The organism is Cytobacillus gottheilii, assembly GCF_001636345.1.
Taxonomy (GTDB): Bacteria; Bacillota; Bacilli; order Bacillales; family Cytobacillaceae; genus Cytobacillus; species Cytobacillus gottheilii.
Map to the genome: position 1 here is coordinate 4,154,517 of NZ_KV440945.1, position 24,826 is coordinate 4,179,342.

The following is a 24,826-nucleotide window of genomic DNA, read 5'->3' on the forward strand; positions in this document are numbered from 1 at the left end:
CACCTTTGGCAGTATGGACTTTGTCTTGTATTGCAGACTCACCCAATGTCATCTAGCCTCATATGAGATTCGTGTTCCTCAGAGCGGAAGTTTGCCGCCGACTTCCTTCAGATAGGAGGGTCACCCCGCATATCCTTGTCTTAAGCTACGGCTACTACTGCCTTCGCCGTTCGGGACTCGCACCCTAGAGCCTGCACCCATGCCGGGCACACAATAAAAAGTGTACCCAGGATCGAGTACACTTTCTTAGCCGTTAATCTATCGGAATCTCAATATCCCGCTTTTGCAGCATTCTAATATGTTCTAATTCAATCCCGCCACTAGATCCGCTTCCGCCAAAAGAAAGTTCAGGATTAGCTTCTTCACGATCTTCATCATAGGCGATCCAGCCAAAATACATATACATCTCAGAATAGAAGCTGCTCATTATCGTAGGCTGTTTTGCCATTTCAACTTCAATAAAAGCATCCATAAAAGCTGTCCATTCGTGTGGAATCTTTACTATTCCATAAGACTCATCTCCAAGTGATACAGTTTCTCCCATCTGAACCTTTGGATCGTAAAATTGCTTATCATCAATGCCCTGATACCCTCTGTCTCTAATTAAAAAGAAATCAATGAATCCTAGTTGATCATCAGGATGAATATTCCATACAAAACGATAGCTTGATGGATCATTAGGGTCAATTTTCCAAAGCACCGGATTTCCTTTTGTATTGACAGAATTAATCATCCATTTTTTGTTATGCCAAGTCCAGAAAGAAAGGCCGTAATTCTCCTTATTAGAAATAAACGGGACTAGCACATTTCGCTCGTCAACAAAAATCGTGTCCTGGATGACTTCCGCATCAGCCTGCAGGTGAAAGCTATTAATCTCTTTTACTAGTTGTTCGTCTGCTGGCAAAGTGGAAGGTTCCGTAAAGAAATACCAATATGTCATTGCTGCTAAAAGGATCACTAGTAACCCTAGTCCTATAATATATTTTTTCTTCTTCACCATTTACTCTACCACCTCAAGCACAGATGACTCTGAACGGACATATAACTGCTTTTGTGGCGTTTTTATTAAAAGACCCTTTCCGTCCTCTTCAATGTAAGTAATAGCAGAGATACCGCTTCCCCACATGGGTGAAACCTCAATTAGCTGATATGGAAACCGTTCATTGACTAAGTCATCATCTTCATACGCAATTGAATCTTCATACCACTCAGCACCCATAATGGCTGCTTCTTTCATTGTTTTGAGTTCATTTAATAGCCTTTCTTTGTTTAATATTTGCTCCTTAGCTGACGGGTGAATATTAATAACAAAAGCATTCTCAATGTTAGAGATATACGTAGATGGACTGTCATCAGGATAAACGAGCTGCTGAAGAGGTATTGCTAACAAGGTTAATGCTAGAAAAATAAAATTCCCCATAAACGCTAGCCATGCAAATTTTCGATATGTCTCCCAGCGTCCTTCTTTTTGTTTAAGAATAAAGTACAGTACCCAGACACCAAGAGGAAGAAGCGGTATTCTTAAAAGTGTGCCAAAAAGCATCCAATGAAATGAAAAAGTAAATAAACCAGCAATAAGAACAATTAAAATTTTCCATATTTTCGGCTTAGAAGTTTGTTTTCTATAAATTCCAAAAGCAATATATACAATAATCCCCCATCCTACAACTGTAGTCAGTACCGTTATAAGATTGAAGACAGGGTAATTAAGTTCTATTTTAGGCACCTCCTTTTTTTGCTGTCACAGTGACGCCCCGGTTTTTCTTGTTTCACAGATTGTTCCACAGAACGCCCCTGGGAAAGTTAGCGCTCTCAATTAGCTGCAGAATCACCAAATCTTTTTTGCTTGAGCTAAGTTTTCCAGGGATATGAGGTTTTTTTGCATAGGAGGTGGACATATTTTGTTATGTTTCATGATTTTTTCATTTATTGCTTTTATATCTTCTTCGGATTGGCATTGGTGGATAGATTCAGAAATTTGCTTTTGCAGCTTCAGCCATTCAGGCAAGTATCCAGCATCCTTTGCGATCTTCTGAAAGTTTTGATAAACATCTCTTTCCAAATAATCCTTTGGCAGAGGCTTTCCTTTTCCCTTTACCTGATCCTTCTCACCAGTGTTTTTTAAAATATCCCCTATTAAGTCATTGTACTCTCTCTCCATCGTATTCCCCCTTTATTTTCATTTTCTAATTTAATTTTAGATTCGATTCCTTATTTTGTAAATAGCAGTCACAGTGACGCCCCGGTTTTTCTTGTTTCACAGATTGTTCCACAGAGTATTGCATTTTTTATTCCAGTAAAAAGAGGCATAGTGGATAAATTCTTTTGCAGGAAGGCTTAGATAGCTGCCCTTTTTATATGAAGCATATATATTCCATGTGGGTTTTTGTCTGATCGAAAAGTATTTCACATTGTGATGGTCTTTTGCATAAATAGCTGGAATGACCGAACAGCAAATTCCTTCAGCAACCATTGTAAACAGATTGTGACAGCTTTTCGTTTCAAGCAAGATATTTAGCTCATCTTCACTGATAAGCTGATCGAAAAGGTCTCGTAAAGTAGAGCCTTTTTGCATAATAGCAAAGGAATCTGCATGAAAGTGCTGTAAATCAATTTCGGGGAGAGTATCACCGACCGCTGCGCCTAAATGAGCTAGAGGGTGAGACCCTGGCACAGCCAAAATAATTTCTTCCTTACAAATAGGGATATACTCATCCTTTGTTTTCTGGTGATCTTGTAAAGTCAGAAAACCAAGATCAAGATTTCCGGCCATGATTTCGTGCTGCTGCTGTCTGACCGTCAGCTCGTACGGTTCAATTTTTATATGAGGGAACTTTTTATAAAAAATCGGATAGACAGAAGCAAACATTTCATAACCCCGCTCATGGGTTAATCCTATAGTGATCTTTCCTTTTTGCTTCTCCAGCAGGTCATTTATTTGATTATACGTATCTTTTTTGATACGCATTATGCTCTTGGCATTTTCAATATAAATCTCCCCTGCCCTTGTCAGCTGCCAATTCGCTCTTGATCGCACAAATAGCTGTGCACCGAGTTCTTTTTCTAATTTAAGAAGCTGCTGATTCAAGGCTGATTGGGTGATAAACAGTTTTTCCGCGGCTCTCGTAATATTCTTTTCCTCAGCTATTTTTATGATATATTCCAGCTGCTTTAAATCCATTCACGAAACACCCCTAACTCTTAATTTTATTAAGAGCAATCTAAAATGATTAACGTTTTCTTCTATTTTCTCTAAGCGTACAATGAAGGCAAAGAAAGAACAAGACTGCAGGAGGGGAAAAATGTGGGGATAACTTACATTAAAGTGAACGAAAGTGATAACGTTGCCATTACTGTTAATGCCATTGCCTCTGGAACGGAAATAATGGATGGCGTCAAAGTCAATCAAGATATTCCACAAGGTCATAAGATTGCACTTTGCAATATAGCTGAAGGTGAAGCCATCATTCGATATGGCGTGACTCTAGGCTACGCACTTACAGATATTCAAAAAGGAGATTGGATTAATGAGCATATGCTGCAGCTTCCCATCCCGCCTTCGCTGGATGATATGAGCTATGCCGTCAACTTAATGAGTGATTTACCAGAGCCTCCTGTCAGAACATTTATGGGTTTTCCTAATGAAGACGGATTTGCAGGGACAAGAAACATTTTAGGCATTGTGACAACCGTTCAGTGTGTCACTGGGATTTTAAACAATGCTGTGAAAAAGATGAAAGAAACCCTTCTGCCGCAATACCCTAATGTAGATGATATTGTAGCGATTAATCACGCATATGGATGCGGGATCGCGATCTCTGCTCCTGACGCGGTTATTCCCATTCGCATGCTGAGAAATATGGTGAAACACCCGAACTTCGGCGGTGAAACGATGATCATTTCTCTAGGATGTGAGAAGTTAACATTAGAAATGCTAATGGATGAAGACTATAACACACCTGAAAATGTGCTGACATTACAAGAAGTAAACGGGCATGATGCCATTATCTCGGAAATGATGAAAATGGCCGAGCAAAAATTGAAGAAACTAAACAAAAGACAGCGGGTTGAACTGCCTCTCTCACAATTATGTATTGGGCTGCAATGCGGTGGAAGTGATGCGTTTTCAGGTGTTACTGCCAATCCGGCAGCAGGATATAGCGCTGATTTGCTCGTAAATGCCGGTGCAACTGTGATGTTTTCTGAAGTAACAGAGGTTCGCGATGGAGTTCATCTTATTGCTGAACGATGTATAAATGAAGAGGTAGCAAACAAATTAGCAGCAGAGATGAACTGGTATGATCAATACTTAGAAAATTCTCATGTGGACCGTTCTGCAAATCCTACACCCGGGAACAAAAAAGGAGGCCTATCCAATATCGTGGAAAAAGCGATGGGCTCCATTGCGAAGTCTGGTTCCTCACCGATCGTAGAGGTGCTCTCTCCTGGAGAAAGACCTGCAGAAAAAGGAATGATTTTTGCGGCAACCCCTGCCAGTGACTTTGTATGCGGCTCCTGCCAGCTATCCAGCGGTATGACCCTTCAGGTTTTTATGACAGGAAGAGGAACGCCATATGGACTGGCTGCGGCTCCAGTGATTAAAGTAGGAACCAGAAACGATCTAAAAAACATGTGGCATGACCTCATTGATGTGAACGCAGGACCAATTGCCACAGGAGAAGCCAGCATCCAAGAAATCGGGACACTCCTATTTAACGAAATCATCGATGTCGCCAGCGGACGCAAAACCTGTGCAGAGAAATATGAAATCTATAATGATTTTACTCCGTTTAATCCGGCTCCGATTACTTAAGCGGTCACAGTGACGCCCCGGTTTTTCTTGTTTCACAGCAATTGTTTCACAACGTAAAGAGGCTGGGACAAATAGTCTCAGTCAATGAAAAAAAGTGAAATCGCTCGTCGATTTCACTTTTTTCTTATGTATTTTGGTCTTAGGTAGGCAAGATCTTACGCTCTTGCCGCAGATTTTCTTATATTCACGGCCATTAACGCGAGGCCGATTTCGTTATCGACTTTTGATTGACCGCGAACCGAAAACCGAGTGAAACCCAAATTAGCCTTCAAGAATCCAAAAACTGGCTCCACGTCTGTTTTGCGTTGACGGTAAATGGCAGCCGTTTCTTCTTCCGAAAGCTTTGTCTTTACATATTCTTTTTGCTGTTCCCATTTCTCGTTGATCATGAGTTTACGATTTGTACCTACTTGTGCTTTTGTACAAAACGATCGCAATGGGCAGTCTGAACAGTCCTCGCATTCATAAACCTTTAATTGTCGCTTGTAACCACTTTTATCGGAACGAGTTGAATGGTATTGAAACATGACCTTTTTGTCATTCGGACAAGTGAACGTATCACTTTCCTTATCATACTCCCAGTTACTTGTTTTGAAGGGATCTTGTTTGAACTTTTTCTTTTGCTCATTTAAGTAGTGATTATACGTAATAAGCGGTGTACAGCTGCGTTTTGTCAAAATGTCATCATAATTTTGTTCGCTTCCATAACCGGCATCTGCCACAATGTATTTCGGCAACGAAAAGAATTCCTGTTCAATTCGGTCAAGAAAGGGGATTAATGTTTTGGTATCCGTCGGGTTTGGAAACACATCATAAGCCAGTGCGTATTGTCCTTCTGTCGCGATTTGTACATTATAGCCAGCCTTTAATTGTCCGTTTTGCATATAGTCATCTTTCATTCGCATGAAAGTTGCATCCTGATCCGTTTTTGAATAGCTGTTTCTTGTGCCAAACATGTTAAAATCCTTTTCATACTTCTGTTTGCGGGCAATCCAATCGTTCAGTTGTTTTACCATTTGTTTTGGTGACTTCCGTTCACTCCGAAGCTGTTTACGCTCTTCTGCATCATCAGAGCTCTCAATTTTTTGTGTATAATCATCGACTACTTCATCTAGTTGTTTGGCGACTTGCTTTAACTCTTCAATCGAAAGCTGTTCTTCATTCTCTCTTTTTATTTCAGGAATGATTTCATTTTCAAGGAGCTGGCTGTATAACTGATTAGACTTTTCAATGAGATTGGCATGGAATTTTTCAATGGCTTTCTTCCATACAAACGTGAATTTATTAGCGTTCGCCTCAATTTTTGTGCCATCAATAAAGATCGCTTCTTGATCAATCAGGTTCTCCTGAACCAGCTGACATCGGAATTGGACGAAACATTGGCGTATTAATTCTTTCATTTCGGGGTGTACACGGAACCGGTTGATCGTGCGGTAGCTTGGCTCATATCCTTGTGCGAGCCACATCATGCGGATACTATCTTTCAATAATCCTTCTATTTTACGACCAGAGAAAGTAGATTGCGTGTAGCCGCATAAAATAATTTTCAGCATCATGCGTGGATGATAGGATGGACAGCCAGTCTGTCGGCTAAAGGAATGAAAAGCTTCTTGAGGAATACTTTCGACTAAATGATGGATGGAAAAGGCGATATCATTTTCTTGTAATTTCACTGCTAAATCTAAAGGCAAAATAATTTGATTCATGTTATAATCTTTAAACATAAGGACCCTTCTTTCTGATTGAATTTGTTGTGGTGACTTTATTTTATCAGAAGTGGTCCTTATTTTTATTTAAAAATGATAAAAGCCGGTGAAATTTTACAATGAGTAAAATTTCACCGGCTTTTTTATCTTGGAGGTAGGTTTTGTCCCAGCCTCCTTTTGCCTTTTTAGCAGAGAATAGTTTATTCCGTAATCAACCCATAAGCAGATATCTTCTTAATTCTTCGCGATACAAGCATGGAGACAACATAAGCTAAAACAAAGATCGCTATACAGATTAGTAGAATGGTTGGTAAATGAATGGTGAAATCCAACCGCTTAACTCCTGCATTTGAGAGTAATAGAGACAGCATTGGATTCGTGAAAAAATAACCAAGTATCCCACCCATCACTACACCAGCTGTGACAACTGGAAGAAAACTAATCGATATTTGATTCATGAGCTGAAGGGTTGTATACCCTATTGCTTTCATGACCCCAAACTCTTTTTTACGCTTAATAATGACCGTTTTGATTACTAGATATAGAATTAATACTACAACGAGGACGGTTATGGTCAAAACGATCAGCATAACAGCAAATACCGCAGCTGTATACATCCCCGTTTGGGTTTCAATATTATCGTCAATATCTAACGTTTTAGCAATCTGATCACCGTACTGTTGCTCAACTTTATTCATAAAGTCTTTATTCGATATACCATCCAAATAGACATATAGAGAAGTCCCTTTATATGTTGATTGTAATTGCTGCATGCCATCCATTGTCAGTGCGGCTACCTGTCCAAGATTCCCAACAGATTGACTGAGACCAGTTACGAGATAACGCTTCTTTTCACTGCCATATTCTACTTCAACGGTATCGCCAATACCTTTATTGATTTGGCTGGACACAATCCATGAGATGGATATTTCATTTTCATGAATCGGCTGACGGCCATCATAAACTATATTATTTTCTAATTTGCTATAATCGTGTGTAACATTTGTATAAACAGTTTGATCATCAATTTTTACTGTAATTAAGTCGAATAAATTTACATTTTTCACATGATCTATTTTCTTAATGTCATTCAGCATGTCTCCTGTATCGGCATCAGGTCTCACATTAACCATTACATTTGCAGGTTCAGTACCGAATATATTAATAAAGGCAGTTTTGTCTGAAGCTACATTATAGTACAGAACTGCAGAAAAGATGGCAGCTAATGTTAATGCACTAATTATAATGAAGATCATTATATTTTGTTTTGCATTTATGAGCGTTGATTTAATCGCAAGCAGGAAATGAAGATTCCCTCTCTCTTTCTCCAATGGAAAGTAATTTTTTCTAAAACTATGCGTTTGAATGCCGCCGCGCAGTGCCTCGACAGGTAAAATCCTTCTGACTCGAAAAGCTGATAGCAGGGTAACCAGCACAACTAAGAAAATTAATAGAATGATACTTACAAAATTTATTAAAACATCAAATTCCTGAAGCCATACTAAGCCAGATAAGGATGAAATAGCACCACCGAAGAAGGGCATTAAGACGTATGACAAAGCAATTCCAGCAGCCCCCGCACAAAAAACGATGACGATAAACTGCAGGATAATGGATGAAAGAATTTGCCTGCTGGTATAGCCAATTGCCTTTAATACACCTATATTTCCCATTCCATCTTCAATGCTATTAGAAACTCGGAATGTAATAACAATTAGTGATATGAGCACAATAATGGCTGCAAATGCTACCAGTATAGTCGCAATAATATTAATGGTTAACGTACTTACATTTTTCACTATTTCAGTATCCAATCCTAATACATAGGAAGAAGTCTCTCCTGCAATTGTTTGCGGAAATCTCTTAGTGAAATCATTTAAAAGCTTCGGAGATTCAGTTTTTTCTTTCATCAGTGCAGATAGAATGATTCCATTTGATGAATCATCTACATGATCTGCCAGTGTTAGAAAGGCTCTCTCCGGCAGCATGAATTTCATAACTCCGATGTTGGTTGTACCCATAATGGTCGTTTCTAAGAATCCAGCTATGTGATATTCATAGACTGCACCAAGATATCTGATGGTAAAGCTATCTCCTAATTTGTATCCTCCATCCGTTTTAAAACTATAAGGAACAAAAATATCGTTGGCACTTGAAGTATCTAATTTTTCAATCAGTTTTAATGGTCCAATACTTCGGCTGTTTTCTGCATTAAAGATGGCAACACTGCTGGTTAACTCACTGCTTCCATAATTAAATTTAGCAAGGTTCATCATGACAATTTCTTCTGTCTCTGTTTTTGTTACCCCAGAGTAGTTTGTTAAAAATTCGTCATATCCTGAATGATAACTAGCTTGATCCATCATAATGGCTACATGGGGATCTCTTAATTCCTCAACTTTCCGATCAAAAAAAGGATTCATTTGGGTGATGACCATTAGGCCAATATTAAGAAGCATTGCAGCAATCGTTATAAAGATAAATAAAGAGACAGCAGCTGATTTACCTTTTCTAATATTAGCTAAGGCTAGTTTCATTATCTTCACATCACCACCCCATTTCTGCAAGGAAGTGTTTGAGCTTTTCAAGACGCTCAAGGTTCTTATTCTCACTAAATGCCCCTAGCTGCAAATCACCGTAAATGACTCCGTCTTTTAGATAAATCACGCGATTTCCCCGCAATGCCGTTTTTAGATCATGTGTAACTAAGACAATACTTTGTCCTTTCGTATTTATATCTGTAAAAACATCCAAAACACTGTCACTTGAAGCAGAATTCAGGGCACCTGTCGGCTCATCTGCAAATAATACTTTTGGTTTGTTGATGATGGCTCTTACAATTCCAACCCGCTGTGCTTCACCGCCGGAAAGCTGTGCTGGAAACTTAGCCCATGAGTTTTCCTCTATCCCTACTTGTTTTAATAATTCTTTGGCTTTTTGAACGAGTTCTCTCTTATTTTTACTAACTAAGAGGCCGCTTGTCAGCACGTTATCCAGCACACTCATATTATCAAGCAGATAAATTTGCTGAAAGACAAACCCGCAATGCTTTCTCCTAAAAACAGCCAGCTGATCGTTGCTGAACTTCGCCAAACTTTTACCAGCAAAATCGATTTCCCCTAAAGTTGGTTGGTCCATACCGCTAAGCGCATAAAGCAAAGTAGATTTCCCTGAGCCTGAACTGCCCATTATGATCGTAAAATCTCCTTCCAGTAAACTGATATCTAAGTTTTTCAAGACATGCTGCTGCGTTCCGCCACTTGAGAAGGTCTTACAAAGCTTTTCCGTTCTAATAATGGTTTTTGTCATAACTTGGCAACTCCCTTACTATTTAACAGAATAAAAAAAGACTGTAAAAACGAGTACAGTCTTATCATACAAAATGAATTCTTATTAAATCTTTGTGCAATTCTTAACTGATTCTTAATTATTACGCAAGCTTGATTTTAAGGAAGACGGTGAAACCATCTTCTCGGCTGTGACAGCTAATTTGGCCGTCCATGCTTTCCATAAAGTACTTTGATATGTATAAACCCAGACCTGAACCGGTTTTCCCTTCCACATTTCTCCCCCGATAATATTTATTAAAAAGGAGAGGCACTTCATCTTCACTAATTCCCATGCCGAAATCCATTATGTGGAGTTCAAGGAAACCTTGATTAATTTGAGAGCTGATCTTGATCTGTGTACCTGCGTATTTATAGGAATTACTAATAATATTGTCTATGACCTGCTGCATTCTTACAGGATCGATTAAAATAATACACTGCGGCAGCGAACCATAAACAATTTGCTGATCATAATTGACGTTTTCAATCATGGTAAGAAGTTCTTCACTTGATACTTCGGTAACAGTTAACTTTAATTGCTGCAGTTCTTCTAAAGTGGCGTGGAACATATCCGTTATGAGCAAGTCAATTTGTTCTGCTTTCGAATAAATCGTGTTCACACGCTTTCTCACTTTCTCATCATTTGCCTGCACGAGCATTAATTCACTAACCGCTTTAATTGAAGCAACAGGTGTTTTTATATCATGACTCAATGTTGCCACTAGCTCCTTCTTGCTCTGATTAGATTCATATTCTCTTTGTTTGGCTGCATCAAGTTCTTCACGCAACAAATCAAAACTTTCTGTGAAAGCACCAAAATAATTATCCTTCTTTATAGGTAAAGGAATATCCAGATGACCTCTTGCTATATTCGCTGCAAAGTGCTGAAGCTGCTGAAATGGTTTTAATAGTGTTCTATGAATATAAACAATATAAAGAATACTAACTAGCATCAATATTCCAAATATAAAACTTACAAAAGTGATTAATTCCGTCTTCATCTGCTGCAAAAGCTCTTGCTCATTATTGCGGATAATGACCTTTCCAACCGTTTCGTCATAATTCTGTATGTCTACAATGGTATCCCTATTTCTTATGGCTTCGTATAAATCGGTAAAATGATTGCCGGGTGTTTGATAGATCACGTTTGATTGATCATCTATGATAGCAAAAGATTGTTTGATGTCGCTGTTGTTGAATGAATTTTCGCTGAAATTTCCCCAATTTGCTTCAGCTGTTTTCACCACATCATTAATGGCAGCCAGATCGGTGACTGGCACATTTTTATTTTTTATAATGAGGATAGAGAAAATTAATCCTGCACTAAATACAGCAAGTATAATCATGATTAACAACTTAACTTTCATTAGCTGATATCCTCTAAAACATAACCTGTTCCCCAGACTGTTTTGATGTATTGCGGTTCCTTAGGATCCTTTTCAATTTTCTCACGCAAATGACGAATATGGACATTTAAGGTTCCGTCCCCTACAAAGGCGTCTCCCCAAACATTCTGAAACAATTCATCTTTTGTGATGATTCGATTCTTATTATTCGCCAAGTAGGACAGAAGCTTGTATTCCATTGCTTTAAGCCCAATAGCAACTCCATTTACCCTTACACGGTGCAGCTTAGTATCAATTTGAATATTGCCGAACTCTATAGTTTCCAGGCTGCTTCTTTGACTGCTGCCATATCTTTTAAGTACAGCCTTTACTTTTGCCAATAAGATGCTTAATGTATATGGCTTTTGGATATAGTCATCTCCCCCTATATTTAGGGCGATTAATACATCGTCATCACTAGAACGCGCACTGATAAACAAAATCGGAATCTGTGTAGTCTGGCGCAATTTTTTGCACAAGTCAAATCCAGATGAATCTCCCAAATTAATATCAAGAAGAATCAGCGACGGCTGATTTTTCTCCAGGAAGCGCTCGCACTCCTCCGCCCCCGTCACAAACTCAGACTTCACATCAAACATATTAAAATACTCACAAGTCGACTCAGCCAAAGCAACCTCATCATCGACAATTAAACAATCCAGGAACATCCGCTGAACTCCTTTCGGTCTGCTTTATATTTATTGTACAAGAATATGGCGTCACTGTGACGCCCCGAAAAATATTGTTTCACAAGTTGTTCCACGGTTCGAATTAGTACTATGTGTATACACCAAAAACACCTGCATACATATGCAGGTGCCTTTTAAAAACGCGAAGAATATATTATTCCCCCTGAAAAGTCCAATAATTATTTAATAAAAAATTGACCAGTGGAATCACGAGAACAGTTACCAGCTCTCCAATGAAGTAATGAAAAGAAAGAATATGAACAATAAAAAATATAAGAATGACATTCAACAAAAATCCGACCAGCGAAACTAATAAAAACCGAACTAATTTACGCTGAGTAAACCGGCTGTTAAATGTATAACGAATGTTTATTAAAAACGACACAATCGTCATGATGATAAAAGCAGCTGCAGATCCAATCACCTGATCCCATTGATATTTTTCAATAAAAATAAAAACAGATAGAAAATACACACCCACACTGATGCAGCCGACCAGGCTATATTTAAGAAACCGTATAATTAAATCTCTCTGCAAAAGCATATATTTCCCCTCACTACCATCACATTAGCTGACGCTAAAAATCTAGTTTTCTAAAAACCTTTTTTATAAACATATCATTGCTGTTGATGATCGCTTTTTCTTGTAGTTGTCTCTTTCGGTTAATCAAAACAATTAATTGAAGAAAAATCACAGGCAAAAAGGATTTTTTGTATGCTAAATATTTCGGCTCCCAATCTGTTGCAAATTTACTTTTATATTCTCTTAACCCTTTAAAATTATATTTTTTATTTCCATAGCGATAAACCAGACGTATCATCTTTTCAGCCATAAAAGAATCCTGACCATCTCCAACATTGGAAAGAGGCGCCATTCCTAAACTGCATTCTTGAAATTGATTATTTTTAGCCCATTCAAAAATGCTTAAAAATAGCATATCCATTGCACCAGGAGGACTGCTCTCGGTCTTTCTCATCAGATCAATGCTCAGTGTCTGTTTATAATCATCGGCTAATGTAGCAAACGCCGTAATTTTTCCCGCATCGTCACGCAAAACGGCAATCGGAAAATGCGAAACATAATTTTGACAAAAAGAAACAACCGAAAAGCCCTTTTCCTTCTGACTTCCTAACCAAGAATTGGAGACTTCCTGTATTTCCGCAATCAGCATTTGTGAATGCGGAGGCTCTGCCACACTAAATGAAAAGCCGCTTCTGGAAAACTTACTCATCGTATTTCGGAATTTTCCCGCTTTTTTTCCTTCAAGTGTAAATTGATTTAACTTAATGACAGCTTCCTCACCCAATTTTACAAATCGATAACCGCCATCATGATAATGCTGCATGTACTGAGGTGTGACTTGGTAAAATACCGGCTTTGCTTTTTTCCATTTACAGTATTCATTAAATTCTTTAATAGCTCTGCCAAAATGTGCTTCGTCTCCGATTGGATCGCCAAGAACCACGAATTTATTAAAAATTTGCTTATACATAATTAAAACACTCTGATCACTTGACCAAAATTGTTGTTTATCTTGTAAAAAAATTAAATGCGATACATGATTGCCGCCTTTTTCTTTTAAAAAAGCTGACAGCTTATCAGAATGAACTTGCAGCTGATTTTCAGATAAATCCCTATTCACTTGTTGTTTTTGAAAGAAAAAATTGAGATTTCTCATAAAAATCATAGGCCCTTCCTCCTGATAAATAGATAAATTTCACAGATTTGATCATACCATAAACGGGACCTTGTTCATATAAACAAATTATGGTCACTGTGACGCCCCGAAAAATCTTGTTTCACGGATTGTTCCACGGTTCAAAGGGTAGCCAAGATTCTGCTATTTAAAAGTCACAAAAACATCTACAGATTGTGTAGATACATTACAATAATTATCCCGGTAAAACTTATTCCTCTTTTTAAATAAAAAGAATGTACACCATACACGGAGTACATTCGCAAATATCTTTATCATTTTTTCAGACCAATTCCTTGACTCTTTCGTCCTCAACCATTTGCTTAATCATTTTATCAATTCTTTCAATTTCAACACTTGAATTTCTCCACCAGTTGCGGCTCCATATTCGTGTAACTATCCAGCCTTTAGATTCTAAGAATCTTTGTCGATATACATCTCGCTCTTTTGCAGAAGGTGAACTATGATACATGGCACCATCGCATTCTATACCTAAGATATATTTTTCTGGGAGTTCAGGGTGGACAACAGCCAGATCAATTCGATAACCAGACATTCCTACTTGCGTATCCAATCTATATCCTAATTTGGTTAGTTCTCTATAGACTTCTTCTTCAAATGGAGAATCAAACGATAAGGTTGTTGCCTGTTTTTTTGTATTCTTAGCTTCATTTAATTGGACTAAAACAGCTTCAACTTCATCCTTTCTCAACGATGAAACAGCTTTAGCATATTCTAAATAGTTCTTAAGCAGTCTTGGCCCATCATTTTTAGCATTTGTTACATTTAAATCACTAGGTTCAATACTTGAGACTACATAAATCTGTTCTTTTGCTCGTGTAATCGCAACATTTAATCGGTTTTCTCCCCCTTGTTGCCCTAATGTTCCAAATCGATTGTACACTCGGCCTTCTTCATTTCTGGCATAAGCTATAGAGAAAACAATAATATCTCGTTCATCGCCTTGAACATTTTCAATATTTTTCACAAAGAGCCGTTCGTCTAGTTCCTTACTCATCACCTGCTGGTAAATCACTCCGAATTCAGGATCTTTATCAACTTCGCTTTCAATGCTATCCAGAATTTTCTCCTGCTGTTTCGCGTTAAATGTAATAACACCAACTGATTTTGTTGGGTTCATAACCATAATATCCTTAATTAAGGCTACCACTGCCTCTGCCTCAATCCGGTTACATTGATCAATCCACTTTCCATCTACTCTTCTCCATTGAATGGCCGCCGGTGATTTCAGAGGCTGCACATTTGGTGCCACTTGGATGTTGCCATTATAAAAAGCATGATTGGAAAAATTAATTAATTCCTCTGATCTTGAACGGTAGTGCCATTGCAGCATTCTTTCAGGCAAAATTCGTTTAGACAAGTTGAGAAGACTTTCAGATTCTTGCAGCTCCATCTGTTCTTCATCATCTTCATCTCCTTGAATTCCGCCTTTAAATAAACTTGATGGCGGAAGCTGTTTTTCGTCACCTGCTACAACAAGTGTTGAACCCCGATATGCTGAAGGAAGCCCATTTTCAACCGTACATTGTGATGCTTCATCGAATATAACTACATCAAACAGATCTTTCTGCAAAGGAAAAATGGCAGATGCCGTTTCAGGAGATGTCAGCCATATTGGCATTGCATCTAGTAATCCATTGCTTGAAAACTGCCTAACGAGCTTTCGCACTGGCCAAACCATACGTTTCTTTCCAACCTGGTGCTTTAGTTCTTTCATTGCTTTGCTGTTATACTCTTTCGCATTCTGCAGCTTCTTTAGAAGACGATTGATTAATACCTTTACTGATAAATCTCTTTTTTGAACTAGCAACTTTTTAAAATTTTCGCGCACTTCCTGTATCTCTTCTGTACCAATCTTTGTTAATACAGGGTGCTTCCGTTCAATTTGGTCAATCCAATGAATATAGGCTGATTGTTTTACTATATCCAGCCATTCTTCCGCAAGCTGATTATGAACATGATCGCCAGTCTTTTCCTTCAGGAGATCAATGGTATTACGTATATAAGGTAGACTCTCTTCGTAATGTCGATCCATGTTCCTTAGTTCCTCAAAATCTTGGATCATAAATTCTTGCTGCTGCTGGAAATCACTTAAAGGAATATCACCTTTCGTTATTCTATTATTCAATTGATCAATGGCATCTTTTGAGAAATAAGTTTTTAATGTGCCCACTTCTTTTGACATTTTCTCGGAGACCTGAGAAAGCTCATAAAGAAATCTTAGGCTTTCTCTTAGTCTTGGCCACTCTTTAGAAGAAAGACCTTTGAATTTGTCTTCATTCAATAATTCTTCTATAATTGTCTTTCCTGTAAATGAAGTCCACCACCAAAGCCGCAATTTCTGTAAGGTTCTTTTTTCCTCAAGACTTAAATCGTCATAAATCTTTTCTAATTTGTCGCTAATATTCCAACTGTATTCTGGTGTGATAAATTCCTGCTCAAATTTCTCCAGATATTCAATACTCTTACGGGCTTTTTCTAGTACATTTTTTAGAATTTCAACTACTTTTAAAGAATCCTTCATTTCTAGATTTGTAAAAGGATATCTATCTTTTAAAGGATAAGTTGGACTGCCAAATCTGCTATAGTATTTTCCGTAAGAGAAAATTTTAACTAAAGTTTCTTCCAGGTTATTTTTATTTAAAGATAAGATAATATCTTCCATGTTCAAAATAGTTTCAATACTCGTTACGGGTTTACTTTGCCCATATAACTCATAAGCTTTATATCCATGATGCTGAACTTCATAAAGACCTTTTGCTATTGCATTTAATTGATATTCATATTGTTCAATCTTTGATGATAATTGGTTGAGTTCATTCTCATGGTTAACCTCCGCACCATGAATCTCAAGTAAACTATGCATTTTTCTGTATAATGACTTGCGATCATTTTTTTCATCGTGCAGCAAAGCTACCTGAGAGGATAAATCAATCGAATCTAAACGCTGATAAACAACATCTAAAGCAGCTCTTTTTTGACAAACCAGTAGAACCCTCTTGTTTTGAGAGATGGCATTTGCGATTAAATTGACAATGACCTGCGACTTTCCCGTACCAGGTGGTCCATGAATAACAATACCTTTCTGTTTATCCACTTCTTTTATAATTTCTTCTTGTGAGGCATCAGTATCTAACACAAAGAATTTTTCTTTCTCTCTCGTTTCTATTGGTTCTCTTTCTTCCATTTCCTCATAATCCTGCCCTGCATCATATTCAACTCCAGCTTGAAGCAGCTGTCCAACTACTCCAAGATCCGTATGGGCATTATCATCTTCAACTATTTCAATTAGGTCATCGTAATCCTTTAGTAAAGCGGAATTTCCTTGTGGAAAGTTCCCCAGGATAGCCAAGTTTTCCAACTCAAATTGTCCTAATTTAAAATCTGGCACTTCATCTTGTCTATAGTTTTTCAGCGCCTGTAACTCATGATTATTTGACCAAAGAATATTTAAAGAGTATTTTTTAAGCCATGATAACCACTTTAGGAAATTCCCAGAACTAGCTTGTTCCTCAGCTTCCTCAAAGATTTGTTCAGGTACAGAAATTCCGCTGAATTTTTTAAAAGCAAGAAATAACGTTCGGTTTAGTTGAATTTCTCCATCATTAAAATCCAGCTGCCACTGTGTTCCGCTCGCCTTTTCTTTTTCAAGTCTAACAGGATATAAAAATAATGGAGCTCTAATAAAAGTACCATCCAGCATTGTTCCTGTAATATAAGGGTATCCCACAAACAGATCATAAAGCCCTGTTTCCTCTTCAATTCCTTTGATATTCCTGTACAAAGAGTTAATTTTATTAGAAAGAACTAAAGTATCATCGTTATTAAGGTCCTGTTTAAGGAGCAATGCTTTTCCCTTTTGTTTCATCATTTTCTCAATAATCGTTTCTGTATCTGCTTGCTTTAGCTTACTTATTGAATGGATATCAAATGCCCATTTATCATAGAGTTTCAACATTCGAATCGACCGGTTCCTTTTGCTTAAATCGTTTAACCTGTCTTTCAAATGAACCAACTTTTGCTTCATCTCATCACCTATTTCAAAATGATCTATACATACTTTATGTGAATTTATATACATATTAGTACATTTATTATAACCCCTATTTTTTTACAATAAAAGACAAAACATGACTTTATACTTATGTAAATAATAGTAATTAGTATAGATATTGAATAGATATTTTTTAATCCTAGATAGATTATAAAATTAAAAATAGCGGAATTACTTTCCCAAAACATTAAGGTCAAAACTCTTCCTTTGGTTAAGTAAAAAAAGATTCAGTAAAATAATGCAAAAAAGCCCAGTACCGTTAGTTCTGAGCTTTTTGGTGCTATTTCCAGTTAATTAGAGGTCAACAAAAAACATCTACATATTACGTAGATGCTGTTTTTTTCCGCAGCATTAAAATACCGCCTAGCCTCTATACTTAATCGCTAGCCCTTTCAAAAAGTTCCTCGCGAAATGGTCCATACAAACTTTATAGTTTTTATGACCTTCTTTTCTTAAAAACGCACCAAGTTCACCTTTTGATACATTTAAGCCGGCATATTTGAATATTTCAATCATGTCTTCTGTTGTGAGAGACAAGGCGATTTTAACCTTCTTTAAAAGGATGTTATTCACGCTTGAGTTATTTTTGATGGGCGGTTCCGGAGTAGTTTCTTGGCCTGGTTTTGGCTCCTGCTTTCCTCTTTTATAAATAATGAAGCCATTTAAGAATGAATTCAGCATGCTGTTTGTTAGCTTAATTCGGTCTGTCTCTTCTTCTTCGTCTTCTTTCTTGAGAATTCTCACTACTTCTGGAACGGTAACCTCATGGCCGCCCAGTTTAAAAATCTCTGCCATTTGGCTATTTTTGATTTCTAACGCATATCTTAAACGGATTAATAGATCATTATTATCGATCATTCTACTTCCTCCTATAACTTGTACGGTTCTGCTTAAAAACACGTGTGGAATACCTTCTGAAAGGCATTACTCATTTTAACATAAAATCATTTGATCTTCGTTCTATTCATGAAGTTTCCGCTAAACCTCTTTCAAGGTTTCCGAATATTTTTATCATAACCAATTATCTCTCCAAAAATGAAAGAGCCCTCCATATGGAGAGGCTCTTTTCCTCTTTAAGGCAGCAAAGCAAAAGAACGAACTGGAAAACCTGTAGCCTTTTCGGGCTTTGCACAAATATTGAAGATAACAGCACCTTTGGCCGGCAATTTATTGAGATTGGTTAATAATTCAACCTGATAGGTATCCTGTTCCAGTACATAGTATTCTCCAATTAGAGATCCATTTTTACGAACATCGATCGCTGCATCCGTATCAAATGTTTCATGGCCAACAGCCTTGATATTTCTTTCTTCAAATAAGAATTTTAAAGCCTCAATTCCCCAGCCTGGAGTGTGACTATTTCCCTCTGTATCCTTATTCTCAAAAGCAGTCTTGTTCGGCCAGCGAAGACTCCAATCCGTACGCAATGCGACAAAGGAGCCTGCTTCGATGGTTCCATGCTTCTCTTCAAATTTTAGAATATCTTCAACACCTAGAATAAAATCATTATTTTCTTCCGCTTCCTTTGATTGATCGATGACAACCAAAGGCAGAACCAATTCCTTGAGGCCGAGTTCCTCTAAGTAACGCTTATTGCGAACAAAATGAATAGGAGCATCAATATGGGTACCATACTGTCCTGGAAAATTAAAACGCTGTGCAAAAAAGCCATCATCATGTGTAAAAAGTGTTTGGATTTCTGCATCTTCAAATGCAGCGAAATGAGGAGAATCTGGTCCAAATGTATGTGTGAGATCGACCCATTCCTTCCCTTTCAGTACCTCAATAGCCTGCAATAAATCATTCGCATTTTTTACAGTTGACATTACCAGCACCTCACCAATCTTTTTAAAATAAAAATCCCTCTTCACAAATAAGAAGAGGGATATATAAACATAAACTGCTGCCGCTCTTCTTATCTTCTAGCACACGCTACTGGAATTGGCACAAACTTAAAAGTTCGCTGCCGAGGCTTTACAGGGCCAGTCCCTCCACCTCTCTGGATAAGAAAAATTTTCTAAATATTAAGTTATTGTATTTACCATATAGTTAATATACTCACCTGTCAATACAAAAGTATTTATCTTTCATTTGACAAGTGAAGCGGCAGAAACTCAGCCAGCTGCTGTTCATGCTTATCCAGCATGATCTGTTCAGCCTTAATGCCTTGCTCCAGAAGCACTTTGATATTCTGCACAAGGAATTCGTCACTGCCGACAACATAGTAGAGACCATCTTTGTCTGCAGCCAGATTTTTCACTTCTTCGTAGTATTCTTCACGGTTATCAACGAACTGTGATGTAACCTTTTTATCTGGTGCAGATGCAAAAACATCTGTGAACAAGAACTGCTTTGATGAATCGATGTTTAAGGAATGAATCTGATTAACATCGTCAGCTCGGTTTAAGAAATCAAGTAAGAGCGGTCTGAACGTTGCCAGGCCAACACCTGATGACAGCAGATAAATATTTTTCCCTTCTCTTTTCAGCGGAACATTTGAGTGGGTCTTAAAGATGGCAACTTCATCGCCAACTGTAAGGTTTTTTAGTATCGTTTTGAATTCAGAGCATTGCTCTCTAATGCGTGTTGTGATTCCAATCGCATTTTCTTGAGGTAAAGTGGAGATGGACATATGGCGAATCAGGCTGCGGTTGGGTTTATCTCCTGCATTAAAACCTTCTAATGCGAAGTGGGTGTGAGAACCTTCTTCCCATGTAAAATCTTGCGGACAGGCAAGCAGGTACGTTCTTACCTCAGGTGTTTCTTCAATAATCTTGTTAATTTTCACCCAATATATTTGCATGGTGATCCTCCTCATTGTGTGTTCCATTTTCATCTACTAATTTAATAATCTAATAAACAGCTATCGGCCCATAAGGACCTTCAATAATTTCAATTTTCGTTTCAAAAATATCTGTTAAAAGTTTTGGATCCATAACCTCTTCTACAGTACCAAATGCCGCAATTTGTCCTTCTTTCATCGCACAAATTCGATCAGAATATTTAGCAGCGAAATTGATATCATGCATAACAGTCAAAATGGTTCTGCCAAATTCATTCGCAACATGCCGCAAATATTCCATCATTTGAACAGATCGGGCAACATCAAGATTGTTTAAAGGCTCATCCAGAAGCACATATTCAGTTTCCTGGCAAAGCACCATTGCGACATATGCTCTTTGTCTTTGGCCGCCTGAAAGCTCATCTAAATATCTGTCTTCCAGATCCGTTAAGTCTAAGAAATCGATATATTTAGAGATAATCTCTTCATCTTCTCTCGTTAATCTTCCCTTTGAATAAGGAAAGCGTCCAAACCCGGCCAGCTGTCTAACCGTTAGCCTCGTCACAAAATGATTTTCCTGCCGCAAAATGGTAACAATTTTTGCTAAGTCATTTGATTTCGAAGAAGTAACATCCATATTCGCTACCATGATCTGACCTTCATCCAAATCCAGAAGCCTTCCAATCATTAATAGTGTCGTAGACTTTCCAGCACCATTGGGTCCAATTAAAGAAGTGAACCCAGCCTTTGGTATTTCAATATTCAAAGGTCCAATTTTTACTTCTTCCGTATATAGCTTTCTAGCATTTTCAATCTTTATCATAGCGACCTCTTCCTTAAAATGACGATTAGAAATACGATTCCGCCAAACAGTTCAATAAAAACGGAAACAGCTTGAGAATTAAATACATGATACATTAAAAAGTATGCACTCGTTAAAACAAAGAACCCGATAGCAAGAGCCATAGGAAAAATATATTTGTGATCATAAGTTGGCGCAGCCTGATAACTCAAAATGGCAACTAAAAAGCCAAAGAACGTAAGCGGTCCAACTAGAGCGGTTGATATCGACATTAAAACAGCGACAAGTACCAGTGTGTAAATGACATTTGATTGGTATTTAACGCCAAAAGTAGTAGAGACATCTTTTCCAAGTGACAATATATTTAACTTCCTGGAAAAAACATAAAGCAATAATGCGACAATGATGACCATTGGAATGACAATCGGAAAATATGCTGGATCGGCATTATTAACAGAACCAATTAATCTTGTCTGCAGAAGGTCAAATTCTGATGGCGCAAGGAGTTTCCTCATAAAAGCGGATATCGTATTCAGCCCAGTTCCAATAATAATTCCGATCAGAAGCACAAGCTGTAAATTCCCATATTTCCCCGAAAGCAGCCAGCCATACAGGATCAAACTCATTAAGACCATAAGACAAACTTGAAGAAAGAATGGTCCAATGCCGCTAAAACTCACCATTGCGCTAGCACCAAAAATAAACATTGTACTCGTATGAATGGTTGAGTACAGTGATTCAAAGCCTAATAAAGAAGGCGTTATAATGCGATTATTCGTAATGGATTGGAAGGCAACAGTCGACAAACTGTGGCAAATGGCCGCAATCAGCATGGCCACAACAGCGACGATCCTTCTTTCAACAACTGGAATGAACGAAGGTGAATCAACTGGTACCGGATTGTTATAAACCAAAAGGCCGAATGCAAAGAGAAGACCCAAAGCAATCAATGTTATAAGCAGAATCCAATACCGTTTTTCATCCTTCTTCGTGCGAAAAGCACTAGCAGACCTGCTTTTATTATGGAGGCTAAAATCGATTTTCTTCATATTTTCTTTCTTTTTATATTCTAAAGCGTTCATCTTAGCCTCCTTGATTTTCTTTGTCTCAATAAGATCGAAATAAACACAACCGATCCGACTGATCCAAGTATTAAAGAGACAGGTACTTCAAAAGGCATAATAATGGTTCTAGAAATGATGTCACATAGAGTAATTGTCCCCATACCGATCAAGCATACCCAAGGCAGATTACTTCTAAGGTCATCTCCTCTAATCATGGAAATGATATTTGGGACTATTAAACCTAAAAAAGGCAAGTTCCCAATTACTGCTGCAACAATACCAACTGCAACCGCAATAAGACCATTAGCCAAAAGAATGAGCGTATTATAATTAACTCCAAGACTTGTTGCTACATCTTCTCCAAGGCCAGCTAAAGTCAGTCTGTTTGCATAAATAAAAATAAGAACTGTAACAATGACAATGATCCATAAATACTCATACCTTCCAGCCTGAACAGACGCAAAAGAACCGACAAACCAGCCTTCAATCACTTGCGACATTTGGAAAAAGAGTCCTAAAAAGGTGGAAACAGCTGAAATAACTGCACCCAGCATCAGACCAATAATCGGAACAATTAAAGAGGAACGAAGTCTGACCCTTCTTAAGAATAAAAAGAAAATCATGGTGCCCACAAATGAAAAAATGATCGCACCCGTCATTCTAAGAACCAAAGATGGTCCTGGAACAAATAAATAAACAACTAGAAGCCCCAAGCCTGCCCACTCAATCGTACCTGTTGTGGTAGGTTCAACTAAACGGTTCTGTGTAATAAGCTGCATAACAAGCCCTGCCATTGCCATCGCAGCTCCGGTAAGCATGAGTGCAACTGTTCTTGGCACACGAGTGATAAAAAACATTTCCATCCCGTCATCTTGCCCGCTTATATCATAGACTCCAGTAAAAAGCGAGACAACTCCTAGACCTAAAACAACGATAATCGCCAGTATAAAAGGTTTTGTCCATATTTTATTTTGGTTATACAACCGGGATTGAGAATTTTTCTCAATCCCGGCTATGATATTTTTCTGCACTATGTTAAACCCCTTTACACTACTCTGCTAGAGCAGCAGCAATGCTTTCAAACAACTCTATGAAAGTTTGCACTGATTCATTTAAGTACGTATCCATTGGTGCATAAACGATCTGTCCTTCAGAAACAGCTGTTGTATTTTGAAGAGCAGGTGAATTATCAATTACATCCTGTGCTGGAACTTTATCTGCTTCACCAGAGATTGGCGCATCACGGTCTAGTACGAACAGCCAATCCGGATTGCTTTGTGCAATCGCCTCAACTGAGATTTCATCGCCTTGGTGATCTGTAGTCGTTTCATCAACCTCTAAAGCTGGAGTCCATTCAAAGATATCATATAACGGCCCCCAAACACGTCCAGTATGTGGAGCTGAGAAATTAATAGCACCGCCAGAAACGATCACACTCATCACTTTATCACTGCCATTATAAGCAGACTTCGCTTTTTCAATTGCTGCATCAAGATCTGCTGCTAATTGCTCAGCTTCTTCATTTTTATCAAAAATCTTCCCTAAAGTAAGAGTTGTTTCTTTAAAACCATTTACCAAATTCTCACCAGGTGCTTCAGCTTCCTCAGAAACGTCAACATTTAAATCGATAACCGCAGCATTAGGCACTAACTTTTTAATATCTTCATAGAATCCTGAAAATCTTTGACCCACAATAACAAGCTCAGGATCTGCAGCTGCTAATATTTCAAGGTTTGGTTCACGGTGATTTCCAATATCCTGTACATTCTCATCCGCTACATATGGGGAATCTTCTAACATTACTGCTTTGGGTACAGCAGCTAACTCAATATCCCAAGCTTCTAATGTTTCAAACGTTCTATTATCCAAAGCAACTACATTCTTAGGATTGACAGGAACTGTAACCGTTCCATGAGCATCAGTGATTTCAACTGTTTCAGGCTCAGCGTCCTCACTTGTTTCAGGTTCACTTGCCTCAGGCTCACTATTTGCAGTATCTGAACTTGAACAAGCCGCCAGCATCAAGACAAAAATTGCCATAATGATCGTTAATTTAATTTTCCCCATTTCTCATACCTTCTTCCCTATGTATTATAAATTGTTATAAAACTAACAGATTATTGAAATGATAAAACGACTACCTATGTTTTATTTTTGCTGAATGAAATAGATGTTTAACATAGTGCTCAGCTAGTTGATAAAACGTTGATAATGATTATCATTTGCAATGTTCTACCAAAGTATATAACAAGATTATTAGAAAAATCAACCCTAAATTTGGTTTATTTTCTCAATTACTGTGCTTATTTTTTCAATTAGGGGTTGTTGGAGGCTTTTTTGTCCTGGGAGTTAGATGGAATTGAGTGGGATTTGAAAGGAAAAAGAGGGAGGAAAGGGTGGACTGATAATGCAAAAAATCCCGGATTTCTGTTGAGAGAATCCGGGATTTAATGTGTCAGTCTTATTTATCTTATGTTCAGTAAT

19 protein-coding genes, 1 pseudogene and 1 riboswitch are annotated in these 24,826 nt (G+C 37.9%); of the genes and pseudogenes, 1 reads left to right on the plus strand and 19 read right to left on the minus strand.

The window, feature by feature from the left end; genetic code table 11:
- Positions 1 to 253: 253 nt before the first annotated feature.
- From A6754_RS20195 to A6754_RS20210, 4 genes are all read right to left on the minus strand, one after another.
- Positions 254 to 1,000, minus strand: coding sequence for a hypothetical protein (locus tag A6754_RS20195; protein ID WP_066450139.1), 747 nt, complete (start codon positions 998 to 1,000; stop codon positions 254 to 256).
- Positions 1,001 to 1,726 carry a hypothetical protein gene (locus A6754_RS20200; protein WP_082851766.1) on the minus strand — a complete coding sequence of 242 codons (726 nt, stop codon included), beginning with the start codon at positions 1,724 to 1,726 and terminating at the stop codon, positions 1,001 to 1,003.
- Between the two features lie 102 nt (positions 1,727 to 1,828).
- Positions 1,829 to 2,161: a DnaJ family domain-containing protein gene (locus A6754_RS20205; protein WP_066450140.1), complete on the minus strand. Its 333-nt coding sequence runs from the start codon at positions 2,159 to 2,161 to the stop codon at positions 1,829 to 1,831.
- A gap of 96 nt (positions 2,162 to 2,257) precedes the next feature.
- Positions 2,258 to 3,181: a LysR family transcriptional regulator gene (locus A6754_RS20210; RefSeq protein ID WP_066450143.1), complete on the minus strand. Its 924-nt coding sequence runs from the start codon at positions 3,179 to 3,181 to the stop codon at positions 2,258 to 2,260.
- A gap of 123 nt (positions 3,182 to 3,304) precedes the next feature.
- Between A6754_RS20210 and garD the strand changes: the two genes are divergently transcribed.
- Entirely contained in the window at positions 3,305 to 4,813 is a 1,509-nt protein-coding gene (garD, locus tag A6754_RS20215; RefSeq protein ID WP_066450144.1) for a galactarate dehydratase, read from the plus strand.
- A gap of 164 nt (positions 4,814 to 4,977) precedes the next feature.
- Here the strand turns inward: garD and A6754_RS20220 are convergent.
- The 15 genes and pseudogenes from A6754_RS20220 to A6754_RS20290 form a co-directional block, all read right to left on the minus strand.
- Positions 4,978 to 6,537, minus strand: a pseudogene (locus tag A6754_RS20220) (IS1182 family transposase); the annotation flags it as partial.
- 182 nt (positions 6,538 to 6,719) lie between these two features.
- Positions 6,720 to 9,056 (minus strand): ABC transporter permease, encoded by a 2,337-nt coding sequence (locus tag A6754_RS20225; RefSeq protein WP_066451782.1) that lies wholly within the window; start codon positions 9,054 to 9,056, stop codon positions 6,720 to 6,722.
- Positions 9,057 to 9,066: 10 nt separating this feature from the next.
- Positions 9,067 to 9,828 (minus strand): ABC transporter ATP-binding protein, encoded by a 762-nt coding sequence (locus tag A6754_RS20230; protein ID WP_066450145.1) that lies wholly within the window; start codon positions 9,826 to 9,828, stop codon positions 9,067 to 9,069.
- 121 nt (positions 9,829 to 9,949) lie between these two features.
- Entirely contained in the window at positions 9,950 to 11,215 is a 1,266-nt protein-coding gene (locus tag A6754_RS20235) for a HAMP domain-containing sensor histidine kinase (RefSeq protein ID WP_066450150.1), read from the minus strand.
- Positions 11,215 to 11,901, minus strand: coding sequence for a response regulator transcription factor (locus A6754_RS20240; protein WP_066450151.1), 687 nt, complete (start codon positions 11,899 to 11,901; stop codon positions 11,215 to 11,217). The genes A6754_RS20235 and A6754_RS20240 overlap by 1 nt, the downstream gene beginning before the upstream one ends.
- A gap of 175 nt (positions 11,902 to 12,076) precedes the next feature.
- Positions 12,077 to 12,466 carry a GtrA family protein gene (locus A6754_RS20245; RefSeq protein WP_066450155.1) on the minus strand — a complete coding sequence of 130 codons (390 nt, stop codon included), beginning with the start codon at positions 12,464 to 12,466 and terminating at the stop codon, positions 12,077 to 12,079.
- A gap of 34 nt (positions 12,467 to 12,500) precedes the next feature.
- Entirely contained in the window at positions 12,501 to 13,610 is a 1,110-nt protein-coding gene (locus tag A6754_RS20250; protein ID WP_066450160.1) for a phosphatidylglycerol lysyltransferase domain-containing protein, read from the minus strand.
- 292 nt (positions 13,611 to 13,902) lie between these two features.
- Positions 13,903 to 17,667: a PDDEXK-like endonuclease domain-containing protein gene (locus tag A6754_RS20255; protein WP_066450163.1), complete on the minus strand. Its 3,765-nt coding sequence runs from the start codon at positions 17,665 to 17,667 to the stop codon at positions 13,903 to 13,905.
- 390 nt (positions 17,668 to 18,057) lie between these two features.
- Complete coding sequence (locus A6754_RS20260) at positions 18,058 to 18,549, minus strand: YehS family protein (protein WP_066451784.1); 492 nt, start codon at positions 18,547 to 18,549, stop codon at positions 18,058 to 18,060.
- A 218-nt stretch (positions 18,550 to 18,767) separates the two neighbouring features.
- Complete coding sequence (locus A6754_RS20265; protein WP_066450166.1) at positions 18,768 to 19,520, minus strand: cyclase family protein; 753 nt, start codon at positions 19,518 to 19,520, stop codon at positions 18,768 to 18,770.
- A gap of 86 nt (positions 19,521 to 19,606) precedes the next feature.
- Positions 19,607 to 19,704: riboswitch (SAM riboswitch) on the minus strand.
- 70 nt (positions 19,705 to 19,774) lie between these two features.
- Positions 19,775 to 20,497, minus strand: a complete 723-nt coding sequence (locus A6754_RS20270) for a dihydropteridine reductase (protein ID WP_066450169.1) — start codon at positions 20,495 to 20,497, stop codon at positions 19,775 to 19,777.
- 49 nt (positions 20,498 to 20,546) lie between these two features.
- The gene (locus A6754_RS20275) at positions 20,547 to 21,299 is read right to left on the minus strand and encodes an iron ABC transporter ATP-binding protein (protein WP_066450172.1); all 753 of its coding nucleotides are present in this window, start codon (positions 21,297 to 21,299) and stop codon (positions 20,547 to 20,549) included.
- On the minus strand, positions 21,296 to 22,360 hold the full coding sequence (locus A6754_RS20280; protein ID WP_066450176.1) for an iron chelate uptake ABC transporter family permease subunit: 1,065 nt from the start codon (positions 22,358 to 22,360) through the stop codon (positions 21,296 to 21,298). Before A6754_RS20280 ends, A6754_RS20275 begins: the two co-directional genes overlap by 4 nt.
- Entirely contained in the window at positions 22,357 to 23,373 is a 1,017-nt protein-coding gene (locus A6754_RS20285) for an ABC transporter permease (protein ID WP_066450178.1), read from the minus strand. The genes A6754_RS20280 and A6754_RS20285 overlap by 4 nt, the downstream gene beginning before the upstream one ends.
- Positions 23,374 to 23,392: 19 nt before the next feature.
- Positions 23,393 to 24,409: a siderophore ABC transporter substrate-binding protein gene (locus A6754_RS20290; protein ID WP_066450180.1), complete on the minus strand. Its 1,017-nt coding sequence runs from the start codon at positions 24,407 to 24,409 to the stop codon at positions 23,393 to 23,395.
- Between the last annotated feature and the right edge of the window lie 417 nt (positions 24,410 to 24,826).

What these genes read in the sequence shown, in the direction of transcription:
- A6754_RS20245 (WP_066450155.1), bottom strand. Translation starts at nt 12,466, where the DNA reads ATGCTTTTGCAGAGAGATTTAATTATACGGTTTCTTAAATATAGCCTG.
- A6754_RS20275 (WP_066450172.1), bottom strand. Translation starts at nt 21,299, where the DNA reads ATGATAAAGATTGAAAATGCTAGAAAGCTATATACGGAAGAAGTAAAA.
- A6754_RS20270 (WP_066450169.1), bottom strand. Translation starts at nt 20,497, where the DNA reads ATGCAAATATATTGGGTGAAAATTAACAAGATTATTGAAGAAACACCT.
- A6754_RS20230 (WP_066450145.1), bottom strand. Translation starts at nt 9,828, where the DNA reads ATGACAAAAACCATTATTAGAACGGAAAAGCTTTGTAAGACCTTCTCA.
- A6754_RS20290 (WP_066450180.1), bottom strand. Translation starts at nt 24,409, where the DNA reads ATGGGGAAAATTAAATTAACGATCATTATGGCAATTTTTGTCTTGATG.
- A6754_RS20250 (WP_066450160.1), bottom strand. Translation starts at nt 13,610, where the DNA reads ATGATTTTTATGAGAAATCTCAATTTTTTCTTTCAAAAACAACAAGTG.
- A6754_RS20265 (WP_066450166.1), bottom strand. Translation starts at nt 19,520, where the DNA reads ATGTCAACTGTAAAAAATGCGAATGATTTATTGCAGGCTATTGAGGTA.
- A6754_RS20235 (WP_066450150.1), bottom strand. Translation starts at nt 11,215, where the DNA reads ATGAAAGTTAAGTTGTTAATCATGATTATACTTGCTGTATTTAGTGCA.
- A6754_RS20280 (WP_066450176.1), bottom strand. Translation starts at nt 22,360, where the DNA reads ATGAACGCTTTAGAATATAAAAAGAAAGAAAATATGAAGAAAATCGAT.
- A6754_RS20225 (WP_066451782.1), bottom strand. Translation starts at nt 9,056, where the DNA reads ATGAAACTAGCCTTAGCTAATATTAGAAAAGGTAAATCAGCTGCTGTC.
- A6754_RS20240 (WP_066450151.1), bottom strand. Translation starts at nt 11,901, where the DNA reads ATGTTCCTGGATTGTTTAATTGTCGATGATGAGGTTGCTTTGGCTGAG.
- A6754_RS20255 (WP_066450163.1), bottom strand. Translation starts at nt 17,667, where the DNA reads ATGAAGCAAAAGTTGGTTCATTTGAAAGACAGGTTAAACGATTTAAGC.
- A6754_RS20210 (WP_066450143.1), bottom strand. Translation starts at nt 3,181, where the DNA reads ATGGATTTAAAGCAGCTGGAATATATCATAAAAATAGCTGAGGAAAAG.
- A6754_RS20195 (WP_066450139.1), bottom strand. Translation starts at nt 1,000, where the DNA reads ATGGTGAAGAAGAAAAAATATATTATAGGACTAGGGTTACTAGTGATC.
- A6754_RS20205 (WP_066450140.1), bottom strand. Translation starts at nt 2,161, where the DNA reads ATGGAGAGAGAGTACAATGACTTAATAGGGGATATTTTAAAAAACACT.